The following is a 21,285-nucleotide window of genomic DNA, read 5'->3' as shown; positions in this document are numbered from 1 at the left end:
GCCTGCCCCGAAGACCGGCGCTCAGGCGCCGGCCTTCGCCTCCTTGGCGGCCGGCTTCCAGATCTCGGCGGCGACCGTGGTCGTGCCCTGCAACGCCGCGTGCAGGGCGGCGTCGCCATCATGCGCGCCGGCCCGGATCGCAGCGACCAGCGCGGCGAGCGGATCGTCGCCGGTCTGCGGCAGCGTGGCCAGCGCCCGGTCCCAGCTCTCGGCCGTCTCGTCGGCGCGCTCGATCTCGCGCATGGCGATGCCGATGGAGTTGGCGACCATCAGGGTGACGTAGCGCTGGCGTCCCGTCAGGGTCGGGGCGACCTCGTCGAGAAGGGCGCGGCGGGCCACGTCGAGCAGCGCGGCGCCGGACGGGTGATCGGGTAGGATCGGGCGCATGGTCAGGCGGTCCATCGGGTAGGATCGGTGTCGCGCAGGATGCTGCGCTCCAATTCGGGCGTGAGCCGGCCGGTCAGCGCCAGTTCGAGCGACGGCTCGGCCCCGGAGATGTGCCGGAACCCCTGCTCCAGGGCGATCACGGCCCAGCGCAGATGCGCCATCACCTCCCAATAGCGCACCGCCTGCCGGTCGATCCGCCGCCCGCTCTGCCCCTCGTAGCCGCGGTAGAACGCCTCCCGCGTGCCGATGCCGCCGGCCTCCAGCGTCAGGCGGCCGAAGCGCCAGCACTCGGCGCAGAACCAGCCGATATCCTCCATCGGGTCGCCCCAGCCGGCGAATTCCCAGTCGAGGATCGCGGTCAGCCCATGGGCATCGACCATGTAGTTGCCGGTGCGGAAGTCACGGTGGACCAGCGTCGGCTCGGGGCAGGGCGGCGCGTGCCGCTCGGCCCAGCGCAGGCCCCACTCGATCGCCGGGCGCGGCGCGCCCATCGCGTCGAGGCTGGCGCGCAGCCGGCGAATGCCGGCGAGCGCCGGGTCCGGATCGGGCGTACCGAGGAAGGCGAGGTCGCCCTCGGCCCCGCTGCGCAGGATGCCGTGAAGCACTCCATGAATCTTGGCGAGTTCGCGCCCGAGATCCTCGGCCAGCGCCTCGCGGTCGCCGCCGAGGCTCAGATCCTTGGCGACGCGGGGGCCGAGGCCGACGCCGTCGACGAGGCCCATCACGGCGAAGGGTTTTCCGAGGATGCCGGCCTCGCGGCAGAAGCCGATGGGCTCGGGCACCCGCACGCCGGCCCGCCACGCGGCGTTCATGATGGCGAATTCCTCCGTCCGCGGGCGGCTCGACGCGATGGTGGCCGGGGAATCCTTGCGCAGCACGAAGCGGCGCTCGTCGCCGCGCACCGCGCACCGCAGCATCCAGTTTTCCTGGATCGAGCCGCCGGAGAGCGGCTCCATCCCCTCGATCGTCAGATCGGGCGCGTCGAGGCGGGCGCGAAGCCAGTCGCGCAGGGCGATTCGTTGCGGCTCGTCGATCATGCCCGCACTGCTTTCCGACGGAGGGAGGGCCGGGTCGACGACGACACGGCGATCACAGGCTCGACACGAGGTGGCCGCCATCGACGGCGACGACGCTGCCGGTCATGTAGCTGCCGGCCTCCGAGGCCAGCAGCAGGAGCGGGCCGTCGAGTTCGCCCGCCGCACCCAGGCGCCGCTGCGGCACCCGCTTCATCAGCGCCTTGCCGGCCTCGGACTCGAAGAAGTCGTCGTTCAGCTCGGTCTGGATGTAGCCCGGCGCCAGCGCGTTCACGCGGATCCTGTGGCGGGCCCATTCGAGGGCGAGCGCCTGGGTGAGTTGCACCACGCCGGCCTTCGACACCGTGTAGGGCGCAACGGCGCCTGCGACGCGAAGCCCGAGGATCGAGGCGATGTTGACGATGCTGCCGCCGGTGCGGTGCTTGACCATGCGCCGGGCGCTCGCTTGGGCCGCGAGCCAAACGCCCTTGAGGTTGGTGTCGATGACGCCGTCCCACTCCGCCTCGGTGAGTTCGAGGGCGGGCTTCGTCACCGTCACGCCGGCATTGTTGATGAGCACTGCGACCGGGCCGAACCGTTCTTCCGCCGCGTCCAGAGCCCGCTCGATGCTGCCCGCATCGGTCACGTCCATGACGATGGCGTGCGCCTCTCCGCCCGCGGCCTCGACCTGAGCCACGGTCTCGGCCAGCGCCTCGGCCCGGCGGGCACCGAGCGAGAGCTTCGCCCCGGCGCGTGCCAGCGTGCCGGCGAAGTGCCGCCCGAGGCCGCTCGACGCGCCGGTCACGAGCACGTGCCGGCCGGTGAGATCGAACAATCCGCTCAAAGGCCCCCTCCCTCGCCCAATTTTTCTCGGTGGCCGGCTTTACTGGACGCGCTCGACCGCAAGCGCGATGCCCTGGCCGCCGCCGATGCACATGGTCACGAGCCCGAACCGGCCCTGGATGCGGGCGAGTTCGTAGAGCGTCTTGACCGTGATGATCGCCCCCGTGGCGCCGATGGGGTGGCCCAGCGCGATGGCGCCGCCGTTCGGGTTGACCTTGGCGGGGTCGAAGTCGAGCGCCTGGGAGACGGCGCAGGCCTGGGCCGCGAAGGCCTCGTTCGATTCGATCACGTCGAAATCTGACGCCCGCAGGCCGGTGCGCTCCATCAGGCGCTTCACGGCGGGCACCGGGCCGATGCCCATCTCGTCGGGGGCGACGCCGGCATGAGCATAGCCAACGATGCGGGCGAGCACGGCGCGTCCCTCGGCCTTGGCGCGGGCCTCGCTCATCAGCACCAGCGCGGCGGCGCCGTCGTTGAGGCCCGAGGCGTTGCCCGCCGTCACCGAGCCGTCCTTGCGGAAGGCGGGGCGCAGCTTGGCGAGGTCGGCCGCGGTGGTGGCCTTGGGGTGCTCGTCGGTGTCGAAGGCGACCGTGTCGCGCTTCATCGGGACCTCGACCGGCAGGATCTGCTCGCGGAACCGGCCCGCCTCGATGGCGGCCTTGGCCCGCGCCTGGCTCTCGGCGGCGAAGGCGTCCTGCGCCTCGCGGGAGACGCCATAGCGGCTCGCCACGTTCTCGGCGGTGATGCCCATGTGTCCCGCGCCGAACGGGTCGCTCAGCACGCCGATCATGTAATCGGTGGCGGTGACGTCGCCCATCTTCTGGCCGAAGCGGGCGGCCGACAGGTGGTGCGGCGAGCGGCTCATGCTCTCGGCCCCGCCCGCCACCGCGACCTCGGCGTCACCCAGCCGGATCGATTGCGCCGCCGAGACGATGGCCTGCAGGCCGCTGCCGCACAGGCGGTTCACCGCCATGGCCGGGACTTCCTTGGGGATGCCGGCATCCATCGCGGCAACCCGCGGCAGGTAGGCGTCGCGCGGCTCGGTCGGGATCACGTGGCCGAACACGACGTGGCCGACGCTCTCCCCGGCCACCCCGGCGCGGCCGAGCGCCTCGGCGACGCAGAGCGCGGCGAGCCGGGCGGGCGGCAGCCCGGCGAGCGACCCGCCGAAGGTGCCGATGGCGGTGCGCACACCGGAGACGATCACGACCCCGTCAGACATTCTTTTTGTTCCGTTTCTCGTTGCGGCAGGAGGACAGGATCGGAGGCTGGACTCAGCCGCGATGCCCGAGGGCCTCGCCCTCGACGGGCCAGCGCCAGAACGCGTCGCCTTCGGCTTCGAGGGTGCGGTTGAGCACCATCTTGTGGACCTCGTCGGCCCCGTCGACGAGCCGCGCCTGCCGGGCGTAGCGGTAGATCCACTCCAGCACGGTGTCGTGCGAGTAGCCCCGCGCGCCGTTGATCTGGATCGCGGTGTCGGCGGCTGCGTGCAGCAGGTTGGCGACGTGGACCTTCGCCATCGAGACTTCCTTGCGGGCGAAGCTCCCCTGGTCGAGGGCCCAGGCGGCCTTCATCACGAGGAGGCGCCCGATCTCGATGCGCATGGCGAGATCGCCCAGCATGAGCTGGATGCTCTCGCGGTCGGCGAGCCGCACGCCGAAGCCCTCGCGCTGGGCAGCGTAATCGCGGGCGATCTCGACGCAGCGCTTCGACAGGCCGAGCCAGCGCATGCAGTGGGTCAGCCGCGCCGGCCCGAGCCGGATCTGCGTCAGCTTGAGGCCGTCGCCCTCCTTCAGGAGCACGTTCTCGGCCGGGACTTCGAGGCCCTCGAAGGCGATCTCGCAATGTCCGCCATGCTCTTCCGGCCCCATGATGCCGATGCGGCGCACGATGTGCCAGCCGGGCTGATCCTTGTGGAACAGGAAGGCGGTGAGCCCCTTGCGGGCGTCGTCGGAGGTGCGCGCCATCACGATGAAGTGGGCCGCGTCTTCGGCGCCGGTGATGAACCACTTGCGGCCGTGGATGACGTAGGTGTCGCCGTGCTTCTCGGCGTAGGTGCGGATCATCGACGGGTCGGAGCCGCCACCCGGATGCGGCTCGGTCATCGCGAAGGCCGAGCGGACCTCGCCGCGCACGATCGGATCGAGCCAGCGCGCCTTCTGGTCAGGCGTCGCGACCGCCTCCAACACCATCATGTTGCCGTCGTCGGGCGCGGCCGAGTTGAACACCACCGGCCCGAAGATCGAGCGGTTCATCGCCTCGTAGCAGACCGCCATCCCGGCCTTGCCGAGGCCGGCCCCGCCGGTCTCCTCCTTGAGCTGGAGGCACCAGAGGCCCTGCGCGCGGGCGAGCCCGCGCAGGCGGCGCAGCAGTTCGGCGGCGATGTTGCCATGGCCATCGTAGGACGACGGATCGCGCTCCAGCGGCAGGATCTCCGCATCGACGAAGGCGGCGATGCGCTGGCGATACGACTCCACACGGGGAGAGATGCTGAAATCCATGTCGATGGGCCTCTCGGGGCGCCGTGCGCCAGCGAAAATCGAGCGAGCGCTCGTTTTTTATCGCTTGGATTCGACCTTGGCAACAGGGTATGGCTCCTGTCATCAACTCCCTGACTTCGCCCCTTGACCCATTGACGCGTGCCTCCGGCTCGCGATGAAATCGACCGATGAGAACTGCCGAAGCCGTTCAGACGAGACCCGTCGCCCGCCCGTTCGCAACCGATGCTTATTCGACGGAAGAAATCTGCGGGCGCATCCTCGAGCGCCACCGCGATCAGGTAAGCGTGCGCAAGCCGCATCTGGCGACCGCCAACCTCGCCAAGATCATCGAGGCGGTGCTGAAGCTGTCGAGCCGGCAGGGTTTCCACGAGACCAGCCTGCGCGACCTCGCCAAGGTCTCGGGGCTCAGCATGGGCGGGCTCTACTCGTACTTCGACAACAAGAACACGCTCCTCGTCATGATCCTGACGGAGGTGTCCGAGACGGTCGAGGCGGTTCTGCGCGACGTGCCCGACGGCATCGCCGAGACGCCGGTGGAGCACCTGCGCTGGCTGATCGAGACGCATATCAGGCTGACGGAAGCGATGCAGCCCTGGTTCGTCTTCGCCTACATGGAGGCCAAGGGCTTCCCGGCACCCGCCCGCGTGCTCGCCACCGAGAGCGAGTTGCGGACCGAGCGGATCTTTTCGGATGTCCTGCAGCGCGGCGTCGCGCAGGGCGTGTTCGCCGTCGAGGACGTGAACCTGACCGCGGCCCTGATCAAGCCGCTGCTGCAGGACTGGTACGTGAAGCGGGCCAAGTATCGCAAGCGCGGCACGCCGATCCAGACCTATATCGACGGCGTCATCGGCTTCGTCGAGCGGGCGATCGCCAAGAAGTAAAGACCGGGCCGCGTGCCCGAGACTTGAAGATCGAGCGGGCCGCCGCCACGGCGGAAACGGCACCGCGCACCGGGAGGAGACGAGCGATGACGGCGAGCGTCCGCGCCGAGCGGAGGGCGGCCCCGTGAGCCGCGCGGTTCTGTTGCGCGAGCATGGCGGGCCGGAAGTCCTGCGGGTGGAGGAGGTCGCGGTCGGCGCGCCCGGCCCCGGCGAGATTCGCCTGCGCCAGACGGCGATCGGCGTGAACTTCCACGATTGCTACGTCCGCTCCGGCCTCTACCGCACTCTGCCGCTTCCCGGCGTGCCGGGCATCGAGGCGGTCGGTCATGTCGAGGCCTTGGGCGAGGGCGTCGAGGGCCTCCGAGTCGGGAGCCGCGTCGGCTATGTCAGCCCCGGATACGGTGCCTACGCGGAAACCCGACGGCTGCCCGCCTCGCTCGCGGTGCCGCTGCCCGACGATCTCGGCGACGAAGCCGCGGCTTCGGTCCTGCTCAAGGGCCTGACCGCCTGCATGCTGCTGCGCCGCGTCCACCGGGTGAGCCCCGGCGAGACGATCCTCGTCCACGCCGCCGCGGGCGGGGTCGGACAATTGCTGTGCGCTTGGGCAAAACATCTCGGCGCCACGGTGATCGGCACCGTCGGCAGCCGCGAGAAGGCGGAAATCGCGACGCGCGCGGGCGCCGACCACGTCGTCCTCTACCGCGAGGAGGATTTCGTCCCCCGCGTTCGGGAGATCACGGAGGGGAGGGGCGTGGCCGCGGCTTACGACGCGGTCGGGCGCGACACCTTCCTCGGCTCGCTCGATTGCCTCGGCTTCCTCGGCACGCTGGTGAATTACGGGCAGGCCTCCGGCCCGGTCGAGCCGATCTCACCCTCCGCGCTCGCCGCGAAATCGAACGCGCTGGTGCGGCCGATCGTGTTCCATCACCTGCGCGAGCGCGCCGCCCTCGGCGCGATGGCGGGCGAACTGTTTGCCGCGATTGCTGCCGGTATCGTCCGGCCCGAGACCTTCCTGGCGCTCCCCCTGGAGGACGTCGGCGAGAGCCACCGTACGCTCGAGGCGCGCCGCACCACCGGGTCGGTGATCCTTATTCCTTGAAGACGAAGCACGGTCCGACACCGCCCATGCCCCGCACCATCACCACCGTCGAGGATCTGCGCCTGCTGGCGAAAGCCCGCGTTCCGCGCATGTTCCACGACTACGCCGATTCCGGCTCGTGGACCGAATCGACCTACCGGGCCAACGAGTCCGATTTTTCCGCGATCAAGCTGCGGCAGCGGGTGGCGGTCGACATGTCGAACCGCTCGCTCGCCACCGAGATGGTCGGGCAACCGGTCGCGATGCCGGTGGCGCTCGCGCCCTGCGGCATCGTCGGGATGCAGCGGGCGGACGGCGAGATCCTGGCGGCCCGCGCCGCCGCCAAGGCCGGCGTGCCGTTCACACTCTCGACCATGAGCATCTGCTCGATCGAGGACGTGGCCGAGGCCGTCGATCACCCGTTCTGGTTCCAGCTCTACTTCCTGCGCGACCGCAGCTTCAACGACCGGCTGATCGACCGAGCCCGCGCGGCCGGCTGCACCGCCCTGGTGCTGACCCTCGACCTCCAGATCATGGGCCAGCGCCACAAGGACATCCGCAACGGTCTCTCGGCTCCGCCCAAGCCCACGCTCGGGACGCTCGCCAACCTCATGACCAAGCCGGGCTGGTGCCTCGGCATGCTCGGCACCAAGCGGCGTTCGCTTCGCAACGTGGTCGGCCATGCGGAAGGCGTGCGCGACACCCGCTCGATCTCGTCCTGGACCACCGAGCAGTTCGATCCGCGCCTGAGCTGGGACGACGTGCGCCGCATCCAGGACCGCTGGAAGGGTCCGCTGATCCTCAAGGGCATCCTCGATCCCGAGGACGCGGCCGCCGCCGTCAACACGGGTGCCGAGGCGATCATCGTGTCGAACCACGGCGGGCGTCAGCTCGACGGGGCGATCTCCTCCATCGCCGCGCTGCCGGAGATCGTCGCCGAGGTCGGCCACCGCACCGAGGTGTTCATGGACGGCGGCATCCGCTCGGGCCAGGATGTGCTCAAGGCGGTGGCGCTCGGCGCCAAGGGCGTGTTCATCGGCCGCCCCTATGTCTACGGCGTCGGCGCGATGGGCGAGCGCGGCGTCACGCTCTGCCTCGACATCCTCCGCAAGGAGCTCGACATGACGATGGCCTTCTGCGGCAAGCGCGACATCCGCGCCGTCGACGGCGATATCCTGTACCGGCCGCGCCCGGTGCCGCAGCCTGCCCTGACCGAGCGCCGCCCGCGCCCGGTCCAGGCGGCGGGCTGACTACGAACACGAGGAGGCACCATGGCGCTCTACCGGCTGGCTGAGCACGCCCCGACCATCGCCGACGCGAGCCGCATCTGGATCGCGCCGGGCACGCACGTGATCGGCCGGGTGCGACTCGGCCTCGATGTCGGGATCTGGTTCGGCGCGGTGATTCGCGGCGACAACGAGCCCATCACCATCGGCGACCGCACCAACATCCAGGACAACGCGGTGCTCCACGCCGATCCGGGCTTTCCCCTCACCATCGGCGCGGGCGTCACGGTCGGCCACGGCGCCATCGTCCACGGCTGCACCATCGGCGACGATACGCTGATCGGCATGGGCGCGACCATCCTCAACGGCGCCCGGATCGGCCGCGGCTGCATCGTCGGCGCCAACGCGCTGGTGCGCGAGGGCGCGGAGTTCCCCGATGGCAGCCTCATCGTCGGCGTGCCGGCCCGCGCCGTCGCCTCGGGCGATCCGGACTACAGCGAGGCGACGCGCAAGGCTGCGGAGATCTATGTCGGCAACGGAGGACGCTTCCTCGCCGACCTGACGCCGGTCGAGGACTGAGTTCCCGATCTTCGGAACACGGGCAAGACTGGAGAGTTGGCGCTCGGCCCCTCACAGGATTGCCCGATGCCGCGCCCGCTCCCCCTCCTGACGCTGCTGCTGACGCTCGGCGCGGCTACGTTGTCCACGGGCGCCTCGGCCCTGCCGATGGTCCGCGACACCGGCATCGCGGCCGGGCCGGCGGCGACGGAGGTGCGCTACCATCGCAAGTATCGCCGCGGCTACCGCGCGCCGCAGCGGGTCATGGGCCTCCAGCCGGGCCCGGACCGCCGCCGCGCCCGCCCGTTCCGCCTGCCGCGATAGAGGGTTGCGCGGGCTAGAGGCGCCGTTTCAGGTCGGCTTGGCGCAGGAGGACGGTGCGGCTGTTGCGGCACTCGACCCTGATCGTCCAGTGATCGGCGCTTTCGCTTGCCTCGATAAGGGCTACGACTATGCCGTGGTCCGCACCCTCGCCAACGAGCACGGCATCAGGCTTCACCTGCGCCGCAGGGGCGAGGAGGCGCAGGCCAAACGCCATCGTGGGGACAGGGCCCGGCGCTGGGTCGTCGAGCGAGTTCACGCTTGGCTCAACCGCTTCCGAGGCATCCTGATCCGATGGCCGAAAAAGCGCCAGAACTACCGGGCCTTCATCTGCTTCGCCTGCGGTATCATCGCCGCTCAGCAAACCCTACCATGATAGGTTCTTACGGCCCTGCACCCGACCACGCCGACGACTGGATCGGGCAACAAGGAGCCGACGGCGGTCGCCTGCGCCTTCGTGCGAATGGAGGCCGCCCAGGATGCGCACCGCGCCGTCCTGGCCGCCCTCGACCGGATCGAGGAGGCGGTGGTGACGGCCCACGGCTATCCGCGCGTCCCCCTACCGAACCGGAGCGGGACACCGGACTATGCGGCCGACGCCGCCACGATCACGCGACGCCTCGGCTCCGGCCCGACCGCACGCCGGCTCACAGCCGAGCTGCACCGCCGACAGGCCGCCTTCATGCAGGCGGCAGTAGCGGCCGGCATAGGTGTGGCCCGAACGCAGGAAGAACGGACGGCGCGGGAACTGAGCGACGCGGCCAGCCACCTTACTGTTCGCGCCGACGGAGGCCCACGCCGACCTCGCGCTCAAGCTCACCGTGCTGATCACGGCCGGCGAGGCGACCGCGGACGACGCGCTCACCTTCCCCTGGCTCTCCCTACGCGCCCTTCACGCCGACCTGACCGAAGAACTTCGGACAGAACACCCGACGTACGCCCGGCCGTGAACGCGATGCCCGCGTCGAGGATGGGCTTCGTCCATGCTTCCGACGTCACTGGCCTAAGCACACGTTCGCGGACGGGTGCACGAGAACACGAACCACAACACGATGCAGAGGTCGACCGCGGAGCTTCCGCGGCAGCAATTTCAGAGGCGCGCATCACCGACCGGGCACGGTCTCGGTGTCGCGGTGTCGGACCAACAATTGACAGGCTGCAGCCAGTGGCCCACTCGTCACGGCCGAGATCCCCGGCAGCCGCCGCAGCATGGATGCGAGACGATGCACTACGACGTCGCCGAGCCGAATCTCGTCAGCGCCCGCTCGTTCGAGGACGAGATCGTGATCGCGCATTTCGGGACCGGGATCTATTACAGCCTCTCCGGCTCGGCCGCCGAGATCTGGCTCGGCCTGTGCGCGGCCCATGATTTGGCGGAGGTGAAGGCCAGGCTCGCGCCGCGGGCGAAGAACGGGCCCGACGCGTTCTCGGCCTCGGTCGATCGCTTCATCGCCGACTTGGAGACCGCCGGTCTGATCCGCCCGGCGGACGAGCGGCCGCACGGGACGTGGGAGCCCGTCGCGCCGACCGGCGGGTGGGCGCAGCCGCAGGTCGAGAGCTTCTCGGACATGCAGGATCTGCTGCTGCTCGATCCCGTCCACGACACGAGCGACGCAGGCTGGCCTTACGTCGTCAACGCCTGAGCCGATGCCCCCCGCCCCGTCCGATGCGGCCGACCGTCTGTCGGTCGCCCTCGATCACGTCGCGCGCCGAGGGGAGGCGGCGGGGGTCGAGCGGCTCTGCCTCGGCTTCGACACGCTCCGCCTGGGCCTGCGCGTCCGGACCGGAAGCCTGCTCGCGGAGCTGATCGACATCTTCGGACGGCGCGACGCGGTCGGCACGGCACCGACGGCGTGGCTCGACATCGTCGAGGGGCCCGATCCCGTCCTGGAGGCGTGCCTGCCCGAGACCGCGGCGGACGACGAGCGGGTCGTCTCGGCCACGCCGCGCCATTACGGCTTCTGGGACCCGGCCCATGGCGGCAAGCTGGTCTTCGTCGACCGGCAGCACCGCCGGGGCTTCGTCTGGCACCGCTCGCCCGAGACCCTGCCGTCCTGGGAGACGGCGCGCCCGTTCCTCCACGCCTTCAAGGGCCTTGCTCCCTTCACCGGCCTGACGCCGCTGCACGCGGCAGCGGTGGCGCACGGGGAGAACGGCGTGCTGATCGCGGGCCGGGGCGGGGCGGGCAAGACCAGCCTCGCGCTCGCCTGCGTCGAGGCCGGATGGCGCTACGTCGCCGACGACTTCCTGCTGCTGCGGGGCACGCCCTCGCTGCGGGCGGTCAACCTGTACCGCTCGGCCCGGATCCGCGCCGACATGTTCGGACACCTGCAGCGCACCATGGCGGCCTCGTTCGCGCTCTCGACCGATAGCGGCGAGGTGAAGGGCGAGGTCGATCTCGGCCGGCTCTCCGCCTGCACCATCGGCGATGCCGAGATCGGCGCGATCGTCGTACCGCACCGGGCCGGCGCGGCGCGGGCCGGCTGGAGCCCGATGCGCCGCTCGGTCGTCCTGCGGGAACTCGCCGCGACGACGCTGGCGATGCTGCCGGGCGACGCCCAGGCGACCTACGACGCGATCGCCCGCGGCATCGAGGGCGTTCCCTGCTACGCCTTCGATCCGGGCCCGACGCTGTCGGACGCCCCGGCCGCCCTCGCCGCGCTGGCCGACTCCCTCGGCACCGGCGTCCCGAAGGCCGCGGAGGCGTGAGCATGCGCACGAGCGTCGTCATCCCGGTCTTCAACGGCGCGGATCGCCTCGCGCAGGCGGTGGCGAGCGTGCGCGCGCAATTGCGCGACGGCGACGAGATCGTCGTCGTCGACGACGGCTCGACCGACGGCACGCCCGCGCTGATCCGCACGCTGGGCGAGGGCATCCTCGCCATCCGCCAGGACAATGCCGGCCCGGCGGCGGCGCGCAACCGCGGCCTTCGCGCCGCGACGGGCGAGGCCATCGCCTTCCTCGACCACGACGACCTCTGGACGCCCGGACGGCAGGAGGTTCTGCGGGCCACCCTTGCGGCCGATGCCGGGATCGACGTGGCGATGGGGCGGACCGTCGTCGTTGACGAGACGAACGTGCCGGTCGCCACCGACGACCCCCGCCGCGCCCTCACGCATCGGCCCTGGCATCTCGGATCGCTGCTGATCCGCGCGACGGCCTTCGACCGGATCGGCCCCTTCCGCGAGGATCTGATACAGGCCGAGGACGGAGATTGGTACATGCGTGCCCGCGAGGCCGGCCTCCGCTTCGCCGCCGTCGATCACGACGCCACGCTCTATCACCTGCACACCACCAACCTGACCCGGGACGTCCAGGGCGCCCGTGACGGTTTGATGGCCTGCCTCAAGGGGGCGCTCGACCGGCGTCGGGGGCGGTGATGCGGATCTCGGCCGTGATGGGCGCCTACAACGCCGCCCCTTACGTCGGGGCGGCGGTCGAGAGCGTGCTGGCGCAGACGATGCCGCCTTTCGAGATCATCGTCGTCGACGACGGCTCGACCGACGGCACCGGCGACGTGCTCCGCGCCTTCGGCGACCGCATCCGGCTGATCGAGACGGAGAACCGCGGCGCCCCCACCGCCTTTGCGACGGCGGTTGCCGAGGCCTCGGGCGAAGGCCTCGCCTTCAACGATGCGGACGACCTGTGGGCACCCACCAAGCTCGCCGTGCAATCGGCCCTGCTCGCGGCCGATCCGGGGATCGACGCGGTGTTCGGGACGGTGCAGCAATTCGCCAGCCCGGACTGGGCCGAGGGCGCCGCCTTCGGTGCCTTCCCGCCGCAACCGGGCGTCAGCAAGATCGGCATCTTCGTGCGGCGCGAAGCCTTCCTGCGGACAGGTTCGTTCGATCCGTCGTACCGGCTGATGGACTTTCCCGATTGGTACGCGCGTGCCTCCCTGGCCGGCCTGCGCGCGGCCCACCATCCGGACCTCGTCGCCCACCGCCGGCTCCATGCGGGCAATGTCGGGCGCCTGCGCCGCGACGAGGCGCGGAACGAGCAGCTCCTCGTCCTGAAGCGCCGGCTCGACCTGAGCCGCCGCGCCGCCGGAAGGCCCCCGGCACCGCCGGAGTGAGGGCGCCGCCCCGCCCGTCCCCGCGCCCGATATGCGCTCCCTTCACCCGGCGCTGACGCCGAAAGACCCGCGAACGCCATGCTTCCCGCTCCTTCCGACCGGCTGCTGCTGCGCGCGGCGCTCGAACCGCCATGGGAAGCGCTCGCCTGCTTCGCCCGCTGGCGCGAGCAGAACGACCTGAACGACGTCGTCGGCACGGCCTTCCGCCTGCTGCCGCTGGTCTACGACAATATCGGCCAAGCCCTGCCGGACGACGCGATCAAGGCGCGGCTGCGCGGCATCGCGCGCCACGTATGGCTGCGCAGCCGCTCGCGCTGGCATCTCTGCGCCGCCGCCATCGACCGGCTCACGGAGCGGGAGATTCCGTTGCTGCTGACTAAGGGGACGGCCCTCGTCGTCATCCTGGGCGGTGCCACGGAGCTGCGGTTTCTGTCCGATTGCGACATCCTCGTCCCGCCGGAGCGCGCGGCCGAGGCGGTTGCGATCCTGTTCGATCTCGGCTTCGTGACGCCGCGCCTCGCGCCCGGCACGTTCCACGTCGAGGATCATCGCTCGATGCACGGCCTCGACTTCGCCCACCCGGAGGACGCGTTCGGCCTGCTCGACCTGCACTGGCGCCCGCTGCTGGACGTCGAGAGCGAGGCCCTGGCGGAGGAGTTCTTCGCGCAGGCGCAGAGTGGGATGCTCAACGGGCGCGCTGTCCGGGTGCCGTCGCTGGAGCACGTGTTCCTGCAGGCGGCGATCCACGGGTCCAAGTTCGAGGAGCCGCTGCGGCACGACTGGATGGCGGATTGCCACCTGATGATGCGGCTCGTCGGCGAGCGGATCGACTGGCGCCGCCTCTGGGCGAGCGCCGAGCGCCACGGGCTGGCCGGCCTTCTGGAGGTCACCCTCGATCTCCTGGCCGACACCATCGTGCCGCCGCTGCCCTCGAGCGTCTGGCGCCGTCGCAACGGTCGGGCGACGGCTTTGGAGCGGCGAGAGGCGCTGGGGCGCCTCAAGCATCCCGCCGACCGTTCGAAGACCGACTGGTTCGCCCTCGACCTGAAGCGGCTCCACCGCTCGGCCCCCGCCCTGAGCCGCCAGCCGCTCGACGCCTGCCTGCCGACTTTGCGCGAGAGGATGCGCGCGCCGGCGCTGCCGACGCGGCCCGCCGAGGATCACAGCCCGCTGTGGTTCGTTAGCGGCTGGTCGCATATCGAGCCGCACGGGCGCTGGAGCGACGGCTCGGTCGCGGTGCTGGCGCTGCGTCCGCCCGCCGGCCCCGGCCGGACTCTCGTGCTGCGGACCGTGTCGGTCGCCCCTGCCGACCAGGCGGCGCCGAGCGCGGGGGTGATCGTCGACGGCCGGCCCCTGGCCCGGCTGCAGGGGCGGGCGGGCGTGGAGCCGAGCGTCACCGAGACCGTGCTCGACCTGTCGGACGCGAGCCTTCAGGACGGATGGGTCGTCGTGCAGTTCCGGATCGCCGACCCGTTCATCCCGGCCCGCCTCGACCGGCGCGGCGACCCGCGCCAACTCGGCGTGCTCCTCGTCTCCGCCGTCTGGGCCGAGGCCGAGTTCTGACGGGTGGGGCTGTGGTCGATGTGCGCAATGCGCCGGCCGATCGACCCCACCCGCTTTCCCCGATCCGACCTTCGCCGGGAGTGATTTAAGGCTCAGCAGGGCAAACGCCGCCTCCGTCGCGGAGCTTTCCCCCCTCGATAAAGTGGGCTCAGCCAGCCCAATCGCAGGGTGCTTCTCTGCAAGCCGGATCGGGGAGGTCGAGGCGGCACTCCACTTGATGCTACGGCTTTCATTTGGAATCGAGGCCCTCTGAAGTCCGCGTCACGTATGATCCCCCTTCGACCCTGAGCTCAATTACCGAACTGCCGACGAATGGCCGCCTTCGGGTCGCGGCGGGACCCGACTGGACGACTGGATCGGGTCGAAAGCCGAACGTCCGCTTAGAGTATCGTCCCAAAAGAATGCTTCCGGCTTTCGGGAAAAGCCGATGCAGAACAGCGATTTAGACCATCGTCCCGGATTTCATATCCGGGACGATGGTCTCATGGCTATGGGCCAAGGTCCGCTCCCCAACCTCACCGGCCATACTCACGGTCAAGTCGTTCGGTTTTGACCGTGTCCTTCGCTCCGCGATGCGTCTCGGCTGGCGCCGACGCCCTGCTCCGTGCGGCGCTCTTCGCGCCATGGCTTCGCGGCTCACGCGCCCGGCAGTGCGGCGAGCGCCGCCTCGACCCGCTCGAAATGCGCACCCCAGCTCGGCGCCTCGTAGTCCGCGAGCCGCCCGGCCAGCTCCGCCCGCAGCCGCGAGCCCGGCTCGCTCAAGGCGAGCACCGCCCGCGTCCAGCCCGGCCCGTCGAGGGGATCGAGGAAGTGGGCGAAGGTGCCCGCGATCTCGCGGTGGACCGGGATGTCGGAGGCGACCACCGGCAGGCCACTTGCCGCCGCCTCGACCACCGGCAGGCCGTAACCCTCGATGAAGGAGGGCATCAGGAGCGCGGTGGCGTCGCGCATCAGCCGGGCGAGGCCGTGGGTGGTCAGCCCGACCACCTCGCTGACATGGGCCCGGATCGCCGGGCAGCGGTCGAGCATGTCGGCGACGTTCTCGATCTCCCAGCCGCGGCGGCCGACCAGCACGAGGCGGGGCGTGGCTTCCCCCAGCCGCTCGGCGAGGTCGCGCCAGAGGTTGAGCAGCAGCAGGTGGTTCTTGCGCGGCTCGATCGTGCCGCAGACGAGGAAGGTCGGGCGCCGCACCTCGGCCGGCTCTTCACCCGCTGCGGAAAACACCGGTTCGACCCCGAGCGGGGCCACCGTCAGCGGCTTGGCGCCGAGGCCCCGGGCCAGCGTATAGCGGGTGAAGCGCTCGCCGACATCGGCGGAGTTCACCAGCACGTGGGCGGCATGGTGGGCCACCGTCTCCATCCGGGCCGCGTGGCGCGCGGCCTCGCCGGGGCGGCCGTATTCGGGATGCGAGATCGGGATCAGGTCGTGGACGAAGAAGACCGGGCGCACGTCGCGCCGGTCGTAGAGCCAGTCGAACCGCCCCGGCCGGTCGAGCCGCAGATGCGAGGTGTGGAGGTAGACGGCCCCCTCCGGCAGCCGCTCGGGCCCGGCGGCGCGCCACGCCCGCAGGCTCGTGACGGCCTGGAGCCGGCGGCGCGGCCAGGACGCGGCGCGCCCGGGCTTCGGTCGGCCCTGGCCGCGGCGAAGGGTGTCGCCGGCCTCCAGGGTGTCGCTGAGTGCCCGGTAGACCGGGTCGTCGTCGGCCGTGACGTCCTCGACCCAGCCCGCGGCCACCGCCTCGACGATGTCGAGCGCCGCGTCGCGTTCGAGGATTTTCGGACCGATCGCCGTCGAGACGAGGCCGAACCGTGGGCCCTCGCGGCCCGCCTCGCCCAGCACGTGCCGGGCATAGGCGAGATCGACCCGATCGATGCCGGTCGGGCTGGCGTGGCGCAGGCGGGTGATCAGGCGGGTCAGGTCGATGGCGACGGGACGCGCGGGCATGGGCACTCGAAGCTGGATCGTCGGCGAGGCCGGAGGGACCGCGCCGAGCCCGACCCCGGCGCGCTCCTTTTCAAAAAAGGAGCCGGCCGGGTCTCTTTAGGACGCTTTATCGGGACAGGCGACCGCCCTCGTGGACCTTCACCCTAATGCCGCACGGGCGAGGCCGGCTGGGAGCGGTTGGCGATCTCGCGGGCCACTTCGAGCAGCACCACGTCCACGAGGTCGCGCAGATGCGGGTTGCCGCTGGCGTCGATGGCCCGGCGGGCCGCGATCAGCAGGCCCGCCGCCTCGTCGATCGCCGCCCCCGCGGCGTCCTCGGAGAGCCCGAGCAGGGCGCGGGCGTCGGCCCCGACCTCGGCGGCGTCCACCAGCGTTCCCTCCCCGCGGATCGGGCGGCCGAGCCCGTCGCGCAGGATGCGGCCGCGGCACAGCAGCCGGCGCGCCCGCGGCAGCCCGGCCGAGCGCAGCTCGATCGTCACGGCGTCGTCGCCCTCCACGGCGCGGCGCACCGCGTCGAGGAAGCGCTCGACATCCGCCTCCTCGAGCCCGGCGGTCGCGCGCTCGCTCTGGAGCGGGCGACCGGCGAGGCCGGGATCGCCCGCCATCAGGGCTGCGGCCCCCTCGTCGAGGAGGAAGCGCCCCGAGGGCGGGTCCCATTCCCAGGCGCCCACCATGCCGGCCTCGGCCAGGGTTCTGACGAGGCCCGGTGCCGCGCCGCGCGCTGCACCACTGCGTCTGCGTTTCACGTGTACGTCCCCCCGCGCAGGATGCGTCAGGTCGAAGGAAAACGGCAAGCCCGAGCGACGACCAAGCCCGAGACACAACCCGGCTTCAGGAAGCCAGTTGCACCACGCTGGTGCGCGGCGGGGCCAGCACGGAGCGGGCGTCGCCGCGCTTGTTCTGGAGCTGGCGCAGGGAGCGCCGGTCGAAGGCGGCCTCGACGGCGACGATCTCCTCGCCCTCGATCTCGTGCGGCAGGCCGAGCGGCACCGCGCGCAGATGCAGTTGCAGCAGGCGCAGGATCCAGCTCGTCGGCATCTCGGAGACGAAGCTCGACACGCCCCGCGGCAGGCCCCACTCGACGATGCCGGTCATCAGCGCGAGCGCCGTCGGGTTGAGGCGCCGGCCCGAGGTGCGGGCGCTCTCGGCCACGCAGATGCGGCCCCACTCCACCACGTTCGGGCCCGACGGCGGCGTCCCCTCGCAGAGCTGCGGCAGCACCATCGGCAGCAGGTAGGGCCGGGTGGTGGGCAGGAGGCGCGAATAGCCGATCACGGTCTCGCTCTCGTCCATCGCCAGCAGATGCACGGCGTGCTCGTCGTCGAACTCGTCGATCTCGCGGCGATCCGGCCGGGCGAGGTCGCGCCAGCCGAGTTCCTCGACGAAGACCCGGTGCCGGAGCCGAAACGCCTGGTCCATGGCACCGGCGTAGTCTTGCATGTTGTCCGCAGTCACGACATGGATCATGGCAACACCTCTTCGGAAATCCGAAGAAGTCGTCCCAAAATCAGCTGAGGCCCGGAACTACGGGTTCCCGTAGGTTTCGGGCGCGGACGCTGCCCGTACGCGTCGTTTCACGACCGGAGCCGCGTTCGACTTGGGTCATTCTCTATCTTGGATTGCATCGACGCTTCAAGTCCGGCAGGCCGGTCCTCAACGAAACTTGATCAGCCCGAAATGGAAACGAGGCCGGCGCGTTCGGAACAGTCCGCCGCGCGGATGCCCGTGTCTTTGATGACCCGTGCAGCCGCGCTGCCCGTCCGATCCGTGTCGGCCCTGCGGAACGCCCTGACCAGAGAGGCGGGGGCGGCCTCGTCCTGATGGCCTCCGCGGCGCTTGCGCTCATGGTGGCGAACTCGCCGCTGGCGAACACCGACTTCGCAGCCCTGAAGACGTATCTCGGCCCCCTGTCGGTCCTGCACCGGATCAACGACGCCCTGATGGCGGTGTTCTTCCTGCTCGTCGGGCTGGAGATCAAGCGCGAGGTGCTCGACGGGCGCCTGCGCACCTGGCCCGACCGGGTGCTGCCGGGGCTTGCCGCGCTCGGCGGCATGGCGGCGCCGGCCCTGGTCTACGCCGCCGTGAACTGGATCGCCCGAGACCCTGCGCGGCTGGGCGATCCCAGCCGCCACCGACATCGCCTTCGCGCTGGGCGTGCTGGCGCTGCTCGGCTCAATGACCTGCATGGCCGCCGGGGCGCTCGTGCCGCGTTTCGCCCCGGCGCGCATGTCCCACCGCCGAGCCGGGACCAGCCGCGCCCCGTTGGCGCGCGTCCTTCCTCATCCGATCTCCCGGAACCAGGGGAAACATCATGCCCCGCCAGTTCCCGAGGCGTCGTCCCGCTGCCATCGAGGGCTGTCTCTCCGATCTCATATTTGCCGTGACCGGGGTGTTGCTCTTCGGGGTGAGGACGCTCTTGTTGCTGTCCCGGCTCTCCGGCGATGCCGTAGGCGCCGTCGCCAGGTACACCATCACACGGGATTCCTGAGATCGAGCCCCTTCCAGCCACAGGACCGATGACGATGTCCACCGCGACGCTGCGCGAACTGTACGAGGGCAACACGCGAGGCGCGCACCGCTTCCGCTACGCCCTGCTGGTGTTCGACGTCGCGACAATCGCCTTCGTGGTCGTCACCTCGTTCCTGCCGCTGTCGCCTTGGATCGTCGCCTGCGATCTGGCGGTGGGCCTGTGCGTGCTCCTCGACTTCGCCGCCCGCCTCCTCGTCAGCCGGGCCCCGCTGCGCGAGTTCCGGCACCTCAGCACCTGGGCGGACCTCGTGGCCGTGGCCTCCTTCCTTGCGCCCGTGGTCGTCGAGGGCATCGGCTTCCTTCGCATCCTGCGGACGCTGCGCCTGCTGCGCACCTATCACCTGCTGGAGCGGTTGCGGAAGGACAGCGACCTGTTCCGTCGCAACGAGGACGCGATCCTCGCCGCCACCAACCTGATGGTGTTCGTCTTCGTCATGACGGGCATCGTCTATGCCACCCAGCACAACGCCAACCCGGCGATGCGGACGCCGGTCGATGCCCTGTACTTCACCGTCACGTCGCTGACGACGACCGGCTACGGCGACATCACCCTACCTGGGACGACGGGCCGGCTGCTGTCCGTCTTCGTGATGATCTGCGGCGTCACGCTGTTCTTCCGCCTCGCGCAGGTGGTGTTCCGTTCCTACAAGGTACGCTTCCCGTGCGACGCCTGCGGGCTGCAGCGCCACGAGCCGGACGCCGTGCACTGCAAGGCCTGCGGCCACCTCCTGAACATCCCCGACGAGGGAGCCTACTGACCTTGGACGTTCGAGATAGGCCCGTACGGGGCGGCGGGGCCCTGCCGCGGTCCGCTATGCCGGCTCAGCCGCCCGACCCAACGCTCGCTTGACGGTCGAGCGCGCCGCCTCGATGGCCACGGTGGCGGCGCCGAGCGTCCGCGGCTCGGTCGGCCGGTTCAGGGCATGGCGTGCGATGCTGGCCGCGAGGTCGTCCACCTCCCCGGCCATCGTCTCCAGGCGCTCGCGGTCCGTCTCGCGCCGGGCCTCCGACCGCAGTTCCAGCAACCGGGCGGTGGCCACCTCGATCCGCTCCCGGCGGATGCGACCGAGGCGCTGGCGCAGCCACGCCGCCGTGGAGCCCAGGCCGCCGCCCAGGATGGCCACGAGGTAGATCCAGCTCTCGTAGCGCTCGATGAAGGTCTCCTGCTCGCGCTCGTAGTAGTCGATGGCGCCCGGGTGGATCGGCAGGCGCGCGCTGGTGGCGTCGGCGGTGTCCTCGTAGGCGGGGTGTGTGACGTCCTCGGCGGCCGGTACGGTCTCGGCGAGCGCGGTGCGCATCTCGAACAGATGCTGGGTGATCTCGGCGGCGAGGCTGCGCGAGAGGTCGGCGCGCGCCATCAGCCGGCAGGACGAGCCCACCGTCGCGACGTCCTCGTCGGGGATGCGCGGGCTCCCACCGTACAGGGCGGCCGGTACCGTGACCGATTGCAGGCGCGGCCATCGGGCCAACAGGGCCGCGGGGTCGGCGAACCCGATCAACGCGACCTCGCCGGCCTCACCCGCGTCCGCCACGAGGCCGACCAGCCGCCGCGCCGCCGGGGAGGCCGGCGTCGTCACGAGTGCCATCGCGTCGATGCGCCCGTCCCGCAGGGCGGCAGCGACGTCGGCCTCGTCCACCGGGACCAACGCGACGGCCTTGCCGCCCGCCCCGTCGGCCGGTGCGTCGGAGACGAGTTGAAGCCCATGGTGGGTGAGGAGGTCGCGCAGCAGCGTCCGGTCGGCGGTTCGGCTCGCCAGCATGCCCAGCCGCTTGCCCCCGAGGTCCGGGACGGACTTGATCCCGGACGCGCCCGGCACCGCCACGAAGGCGGCGAGTTCCCGCAGGACCGCGAGCGTGAGGCCGTTGCCGGGCATCGCCACGTCGGGCCGGACCACCGCGAGGTCGGCCTTGCCGGTCTTCAACGCCTCCGCGCTCTCGCGCACCCCGCCGAACGCGACGACCTTGAGGCGGACGCCGAGCTTCCGCCGGGCGAGTTCGTCGGCGTAGGCCCGCAGCAGCGCCGGCTCGGTGCCGCCGTTCGGGGCGACCGCGAGGGTCAGGGTCGTGGCCCGGGTCAGGTGGAAGCCGGCGGCGACGAGGAGGACGAGCAGGAGCCCAAGGCCGAGGGGGAGCCACATCCGGCCATCCGGTAACACCAGCTTACGCACGCCTGCTCCCCATGCCGGGACGCCCGGCCGTGGCGCCCAGGTGGTTGACGCGCCCCCGGAATTCGAGGGCACGGGCCGCGGTCACCTTGAATCCTAACGAGACGCTTATGAGATTGGCTCCGCTTCCCGCTCGAACCCTAACGCGGTCGGGCACAGCTTCGGGGCGCGGTCTCCTGAGGGCCGCGAGAACCCCAGACA

Annotated in this window: 20 protein-coding genes and 2 pseudogenes; 13 read left to right on the top strand and 9 right to left on the bottom strand. The window is 71.0% G+C overall.

Annotated features, from left to right (window positions below; all coding sequences use genetic code 11):
- Positions 1-21: 21 nt before the first annotated feature.
- From ASG52_RS07890 to ASG52_RS07870, 5 genes are read right to left on the bottom strand one after another with little or no spacing between them, the layout of a single operon-like run.
- Entirely contained in the window at positions 22-402 is a 381-nt protein-coding gene (locus ASG52_RS07890; protein ID WP_286158979.1) for a DUF6285 domain-containing protein, read from the bottom strand.
- Positions 390-1,424 carry a phosphotransferase family protein gene (locus ASG52_RS07885; RefSeq protein WP_056241369.1) on the bottom strand — a complete coding sequence of 345 codons (1,035 nt, stop codon included), beginning with the start codon at positions 1,422-1,424 and terminating at the stop codon, positions 390-392. The genes ASG52_RS07890 and ASG52_RS07885 overlap by 13 nt, the downstream gene beginning before the upstream one ends.
- 52 nt (positions 1,425-1,476) lie before the next feature.
- The gene (locus tag ASG52_RS07880; protein WP_056241366.1) at positions 1,477-2,244 is read right to left on the bottom strand and encodes an SDR family NAD(P)-dependent oxidoreductase; all 768 of its coding nucleotides are present in this window, start codon (positions 2,242-2,244) and stop codon (positions 1,477-1,479) included.
- Positions 2,245-2,283: 39 nt separating this feature from the next.
- Complete coding sequence (locus tag ASG52_RS07875; protein WP_056241365.1) at positions 2,284-3,465, bottom strand: acetyl-CoA C-acyltransferase family protein; 1,182 nt, start codon at positions 3,463-3,465, stop codon at positions 2,284-2,286.
- A gap of 52 nt (positions 3,466-3,517) precedes the next feature.
- A complete protein-coding gene (locus tag ASG52_RS07870) occupies positions 3,518-4,744 on the bottom strand; it encodes an acyl-CoA dehydrogenase family protein (RefSeq protein WP_056241363.1) in 1,227 nt (408 codons plus the stop codon).
- A 167-nt stretch (positions 4,745-4,911) separates the two neighbouring features.
- On the opposite strand from ASG52_RS07870, the gene ASG52_RS07865 reads away from it, so the two are divergent.
- From ASG52_RS07865 to ASG52_RS07815, 11 genes and pseudogenes are all read left to right on the top strand, one after another.
- Entirely contained in the window at positions 4,912-5,625 is a 714-nt protein-coding gene (locus ASG52_RS07865; RefSeq protein WP_082552428.1) for a TetR/AcrR family transcriptional regulator, read from the top strand.
- A gap of 124 nt (positions 5,626-5,749) precedes the next feature.
- Positions 5,750-6,724, top strand: coding sequence for a quinone oxidoreductase family protein (locus tag ASG52_RS07860; RefSeq protein ID WP_056241360.1), 975 nt, complete (start codon positions 5,750-5,752; stop codon positions 6,722-6,724).
- A 26-nt stretch (positions 6,725-6,750) separates the two neighbouring features.
- Positions 6,751-7,953, top strand: a complete 1,203-nt coding sequence (locus ASG52_RS07855) for an alpha-hydroxy acid oxidase (protein ID WP_082552427.1) — start codon at positions 6,751-6,753, stop codon at positions 7,951-7,953.
- Positions 7,954-7,974: 21 nt separating this feature from the next.
- Positions 7,975-8,508: a gamma carbonic anhydrase family protein gene (locus ASG52_RS07850; protein ID WP_056241358.1), complete on the top strand. Its 534-nt coding sequence runs from the start codon at positions 7,975-7,977 to the stop codon at positions 8,506-8,508.
- Positions 8,509-8,574: 66 nt separating this feature from the next.
- Complete coding sequence (locus ASG52_RS07845) at positions 8,575-8,811, top strand: hypothetical protein (RefSeq protein WP_056241355.1); 237 nt, start codon at positions 8,575-8,577, stop codon at positions 8,809-8,811.
- A gap of 106 nt (positions 8,812-8,917) precedes the next feature.
- A pseudogene (locus ASG52_RS26080) lies at positions 8,918-9,184 on the top strand (transposase); the annotation flags it as partial.
- A gap of 847 nt (positions 9,185-10,031) precedes the next feature.
- A complete protein-coding gene (locus ASG52_RS07835) occupies positions 10,032-10,451 on the top strand; it encodes a PqqD family protein (protein WP_056241353.1) in 420 nt (139 codons plus the stop codon).
- Between the two features lie 4 nt (positions 10,452-10,455).
- A complete protein-coding gene (locus ASG52_RS07830) occupies positions 10,456-11,517 on the top strand; it encodes a hypothetical protein (protein WP_056241351.1) in 1,062 nt (353 codons plus the stop codon).
- Positions 11,518-11,519: 2 nt separating this feature from the next.
- Positions 11,520-12,188 carry a glycosyltransferase family 2 protein gene (locus ASG52_RS07825; RefSeq protein WP_056241349.1) on the top strand — a complete coding sequence of 223 codons (669 nt, stop codon included), beginning with the start codon at positions 11,520-11,522 and terminating at the stop codon, positions 12,186-12,188.
- Positions 12,188-12,883: a glycosyltransferase family 2 protein gene (locus ASG52_RS07820; RefSeq protein WP_056241346.1), complete on the top strand. Its 696-nt coding sequence runs from the start codon at positions 12,188-12,190 to the stop codon at positions 12,881-12,883. The genes ASG52_RS07825 and ASG52_RS07820 overlap by 1 nt, the downstream gene beginning before the upstream one ends.
- Positions 12,884-12,961: 78 nt before the next feature.
- Entirely contained in the window at positions 12,962-14,446 is a 1,485-nt protein-coding gene (locus tag ASG52_RS07815) for a nucleotidyltransferase family protein (protein WP_056241343.1), read from the top strand.
- 636 nt (positions 14,447-15,082) lie between these two features.
- On the opposite strand, the gene ASG52_RS07810 is transcribed toward ASG52_RS07815, so the two are convergent.
- The 3 genes from ASG52_RS07810 to ASG52_RS07800 form a co-directional block, all read right to left on the bottom strand.
- Positions 15,083-16,390 (bottom strand): glycosyltransferase family 4 protein, encoded by a 1,308-nt coding sequence (locus tag ASG52_RS07810; protein ID WP_056241341.1) that lies wholly within the window; start codon positions 16,388-16,390, stop codon positions 15,083-15,085.
- Positions 16,391-16,533: 143 nt separating this feature from the next.
- Positions 16,534-17,136, bottom strand: a complete 603-nt coding sequence (locus ASG52_RS07805) for a hypothetical protein (RefSeq protein WP_286158978.1) — start codon at positions 17,134-17,136, stop codon at positions 16,534-16,536.
- 85 nt (positions 17,137-17,221) lie between these two features.
- Entirely contained in the window at positions 17,222-17,857 is a 636-nt protein-coding gene (locus tag ASG52_RS07800; protein WP_056241335.1) for an acyl-homoserine-lactone synthase, read from the bottom strand.
- Positions 17,858-18,124: 267 nt separating this feature from the next.
- On the opposite strand from ASG52_RS07800, the pseudogene ASG52_RS26075 reads away from it, so the two are divergent.
- Positions 18,125-18,565, top strand: a pseudogene (locus ASG52_RS26075) (Na+/H+ antiporter NhaA); the annotation flags it as partial.
- Positions 18,566-18,906: 341 nt separating this feature from the next.
- The gene (locus ASG52_RS07790) at positions 18,907-19,677 is read left to right on the top strand and encodes a potassium channel family protein (RefSeq protein ID WP_056241329.1); all 771 of its coding nucleotides are present in this window, start codon (positions 18,907-18,909) and stop codon (positions 19,675-19,677) included.
- Between the two features lie 54 nt (positions 19,678-19,731).
- Here ASG52_RS07790 and ASG52_RS07785 read toward each other — a convergent pair whose 3' ends face one another.
- Positions 19,732-21,057, bottom strand: coding sequence for a TAXI family TRAP transporter solute-binding subunit (locus ASG52_RS07785; protein ID WP_056241326.1), 1,326 nt, complete (start codon positions 21,055-21,057; stop codon positions 19,732-19,734).
- Between the last annotated feature and the right edge of the window lie 228 nt (positions 21,058-21,285).

It is taken from the genome of Methylobacterium sp. Leaf456 (assembly GCF_001425465.1).
Lineage (GTDB): Bacteria > Pseudomonadota > Alphaproteobacteria > Rhizobiales > Beijerinckiaceae > Methylobacterium.
Note: the sequence above shows the minus strand (reverse complement) of the source record. Positions and strands in the feature narration are given on the sequence as shown.

Bases quoted from the DNA above. Each gene is read 5' to 3' on its own strand.
- ASG52_RS07890 (WP_286158979.1), bottom strand. From the start codon at position 402: ATGGACCGCCTGACCATGCGCCCGATCCTACCCGATCACCCGTCCGGC.
- ASG52_RS07885 (WP_056241369.1), bottom strand. From the start codon at position 1,424: ATGATCGACGAGCCGCAACGAATCGCCCTGCGCGACTGGCTTCGCGCC.
- ASG52_RS07875 (WP_056241365.1), bottom strand. From the start codon at position 3,465: ATGTCTGACGGGGTCGTGATCGTCTCCGGTGTGCGCACCGCCATCGGC.
- ASG52_RS07870 (WP_056241363.1), bottom strand. From the start codon at position 4,744: ATGGATTTCAGCATCTCTCCCCGTGTGGAGTCGTATCGCCAGCGCATC.
- ASG52_RS07865 (WP_082552428.1), top strand. From the start codon at position 4,912: ATGAGAACTGCCGAAGCCGTTCAGACGAGACCCGTCGCCCGCCCGTTC.
- ASG52_RS07855 (WP_082552427.1), top strand. From the start codon at position 6,751: ATGCCCCGCACCATCACCACCGTCGAGGATCTGCGCCTGCTGGCGAAA.
- ASG52_RS07850 (WP_056241358.1), top strand. From the start codon at position 7,975: ATGGCGCTCTACCGGCTGGCTGAGCACGCCCCGACCATCGCCGACGCG.
- ASG52_RS07845 (WP_056241355.1), top strand. From the start codon at position 8,575: ATGCCGCGCCCGCTCCCCCTCCTGACGCTGCTGCTGACGCTCGGCGCG.
- ASG52_RS07835 (WP_056241353.1), top strand. From the start codon at position 10,032: ATGCACTACGACGTCGCCGAGCCGAATCTCGTCAGCGCCCGCTCGTTC.
- ASG52_RS07830 (WP_056241351.1), top strand. From the start codon at position 10,456: ATGCCCCCCGCCCCGTCCGATGCGGCCGACCGTCTGTCGGTCGCCCTC.
- ASG52_RS07825 (WP_056241349.1), top strand. From the start codon at position 11,520: ATGCGCACGAGCGTCGTCATCCCGGTCTTCAACGGCGCGGATCGCCTC.
- ASG52_RS07820 (WP_056241346.1), top strand. From the start codon at position 12,188: ATGCGGATCTCGGCCGTGATGGGCGCCTACAACGCCGCCCCTTACGTC.
- ASG52_RS07815 (WP_056241343.1), top strand. From the start codon at position 12,962: ATGCTTCCCGCTCCTTCCGACCGGCTGCTGCTGCGCGCGGCGCTCGAA.
- ASG52_RS07810 (WP_056241341.1), bottom strand. From the start codon at position 16,390: ATGCCCGCGCGTCCCGTCGCCATCGACCTGACCCGCCTGATCACCCGC.
- ASG52_RS07800 (WP_056241335.1), bottom strand. From the start codon at position 17,857: ATGATCCATGTCGTGACTGCGGACAACATGCAAGACTACGCCGGTGCC.
- ASG52_RS07790 (WP_056241329.1), top strand. From the start codon at position 18,907: ATGACGATGTCCACCGCGACGCTGCGCGAACTGTACGAGGGCAACACG.
- ASG52_RS07785 (WP_056241326.1), bottom strand. From the start codon at position 21,057: ATGTGGCTCCCCCTCGGCCTTGGGCTCCTGCTCGTCCTCCTCGTCGCC.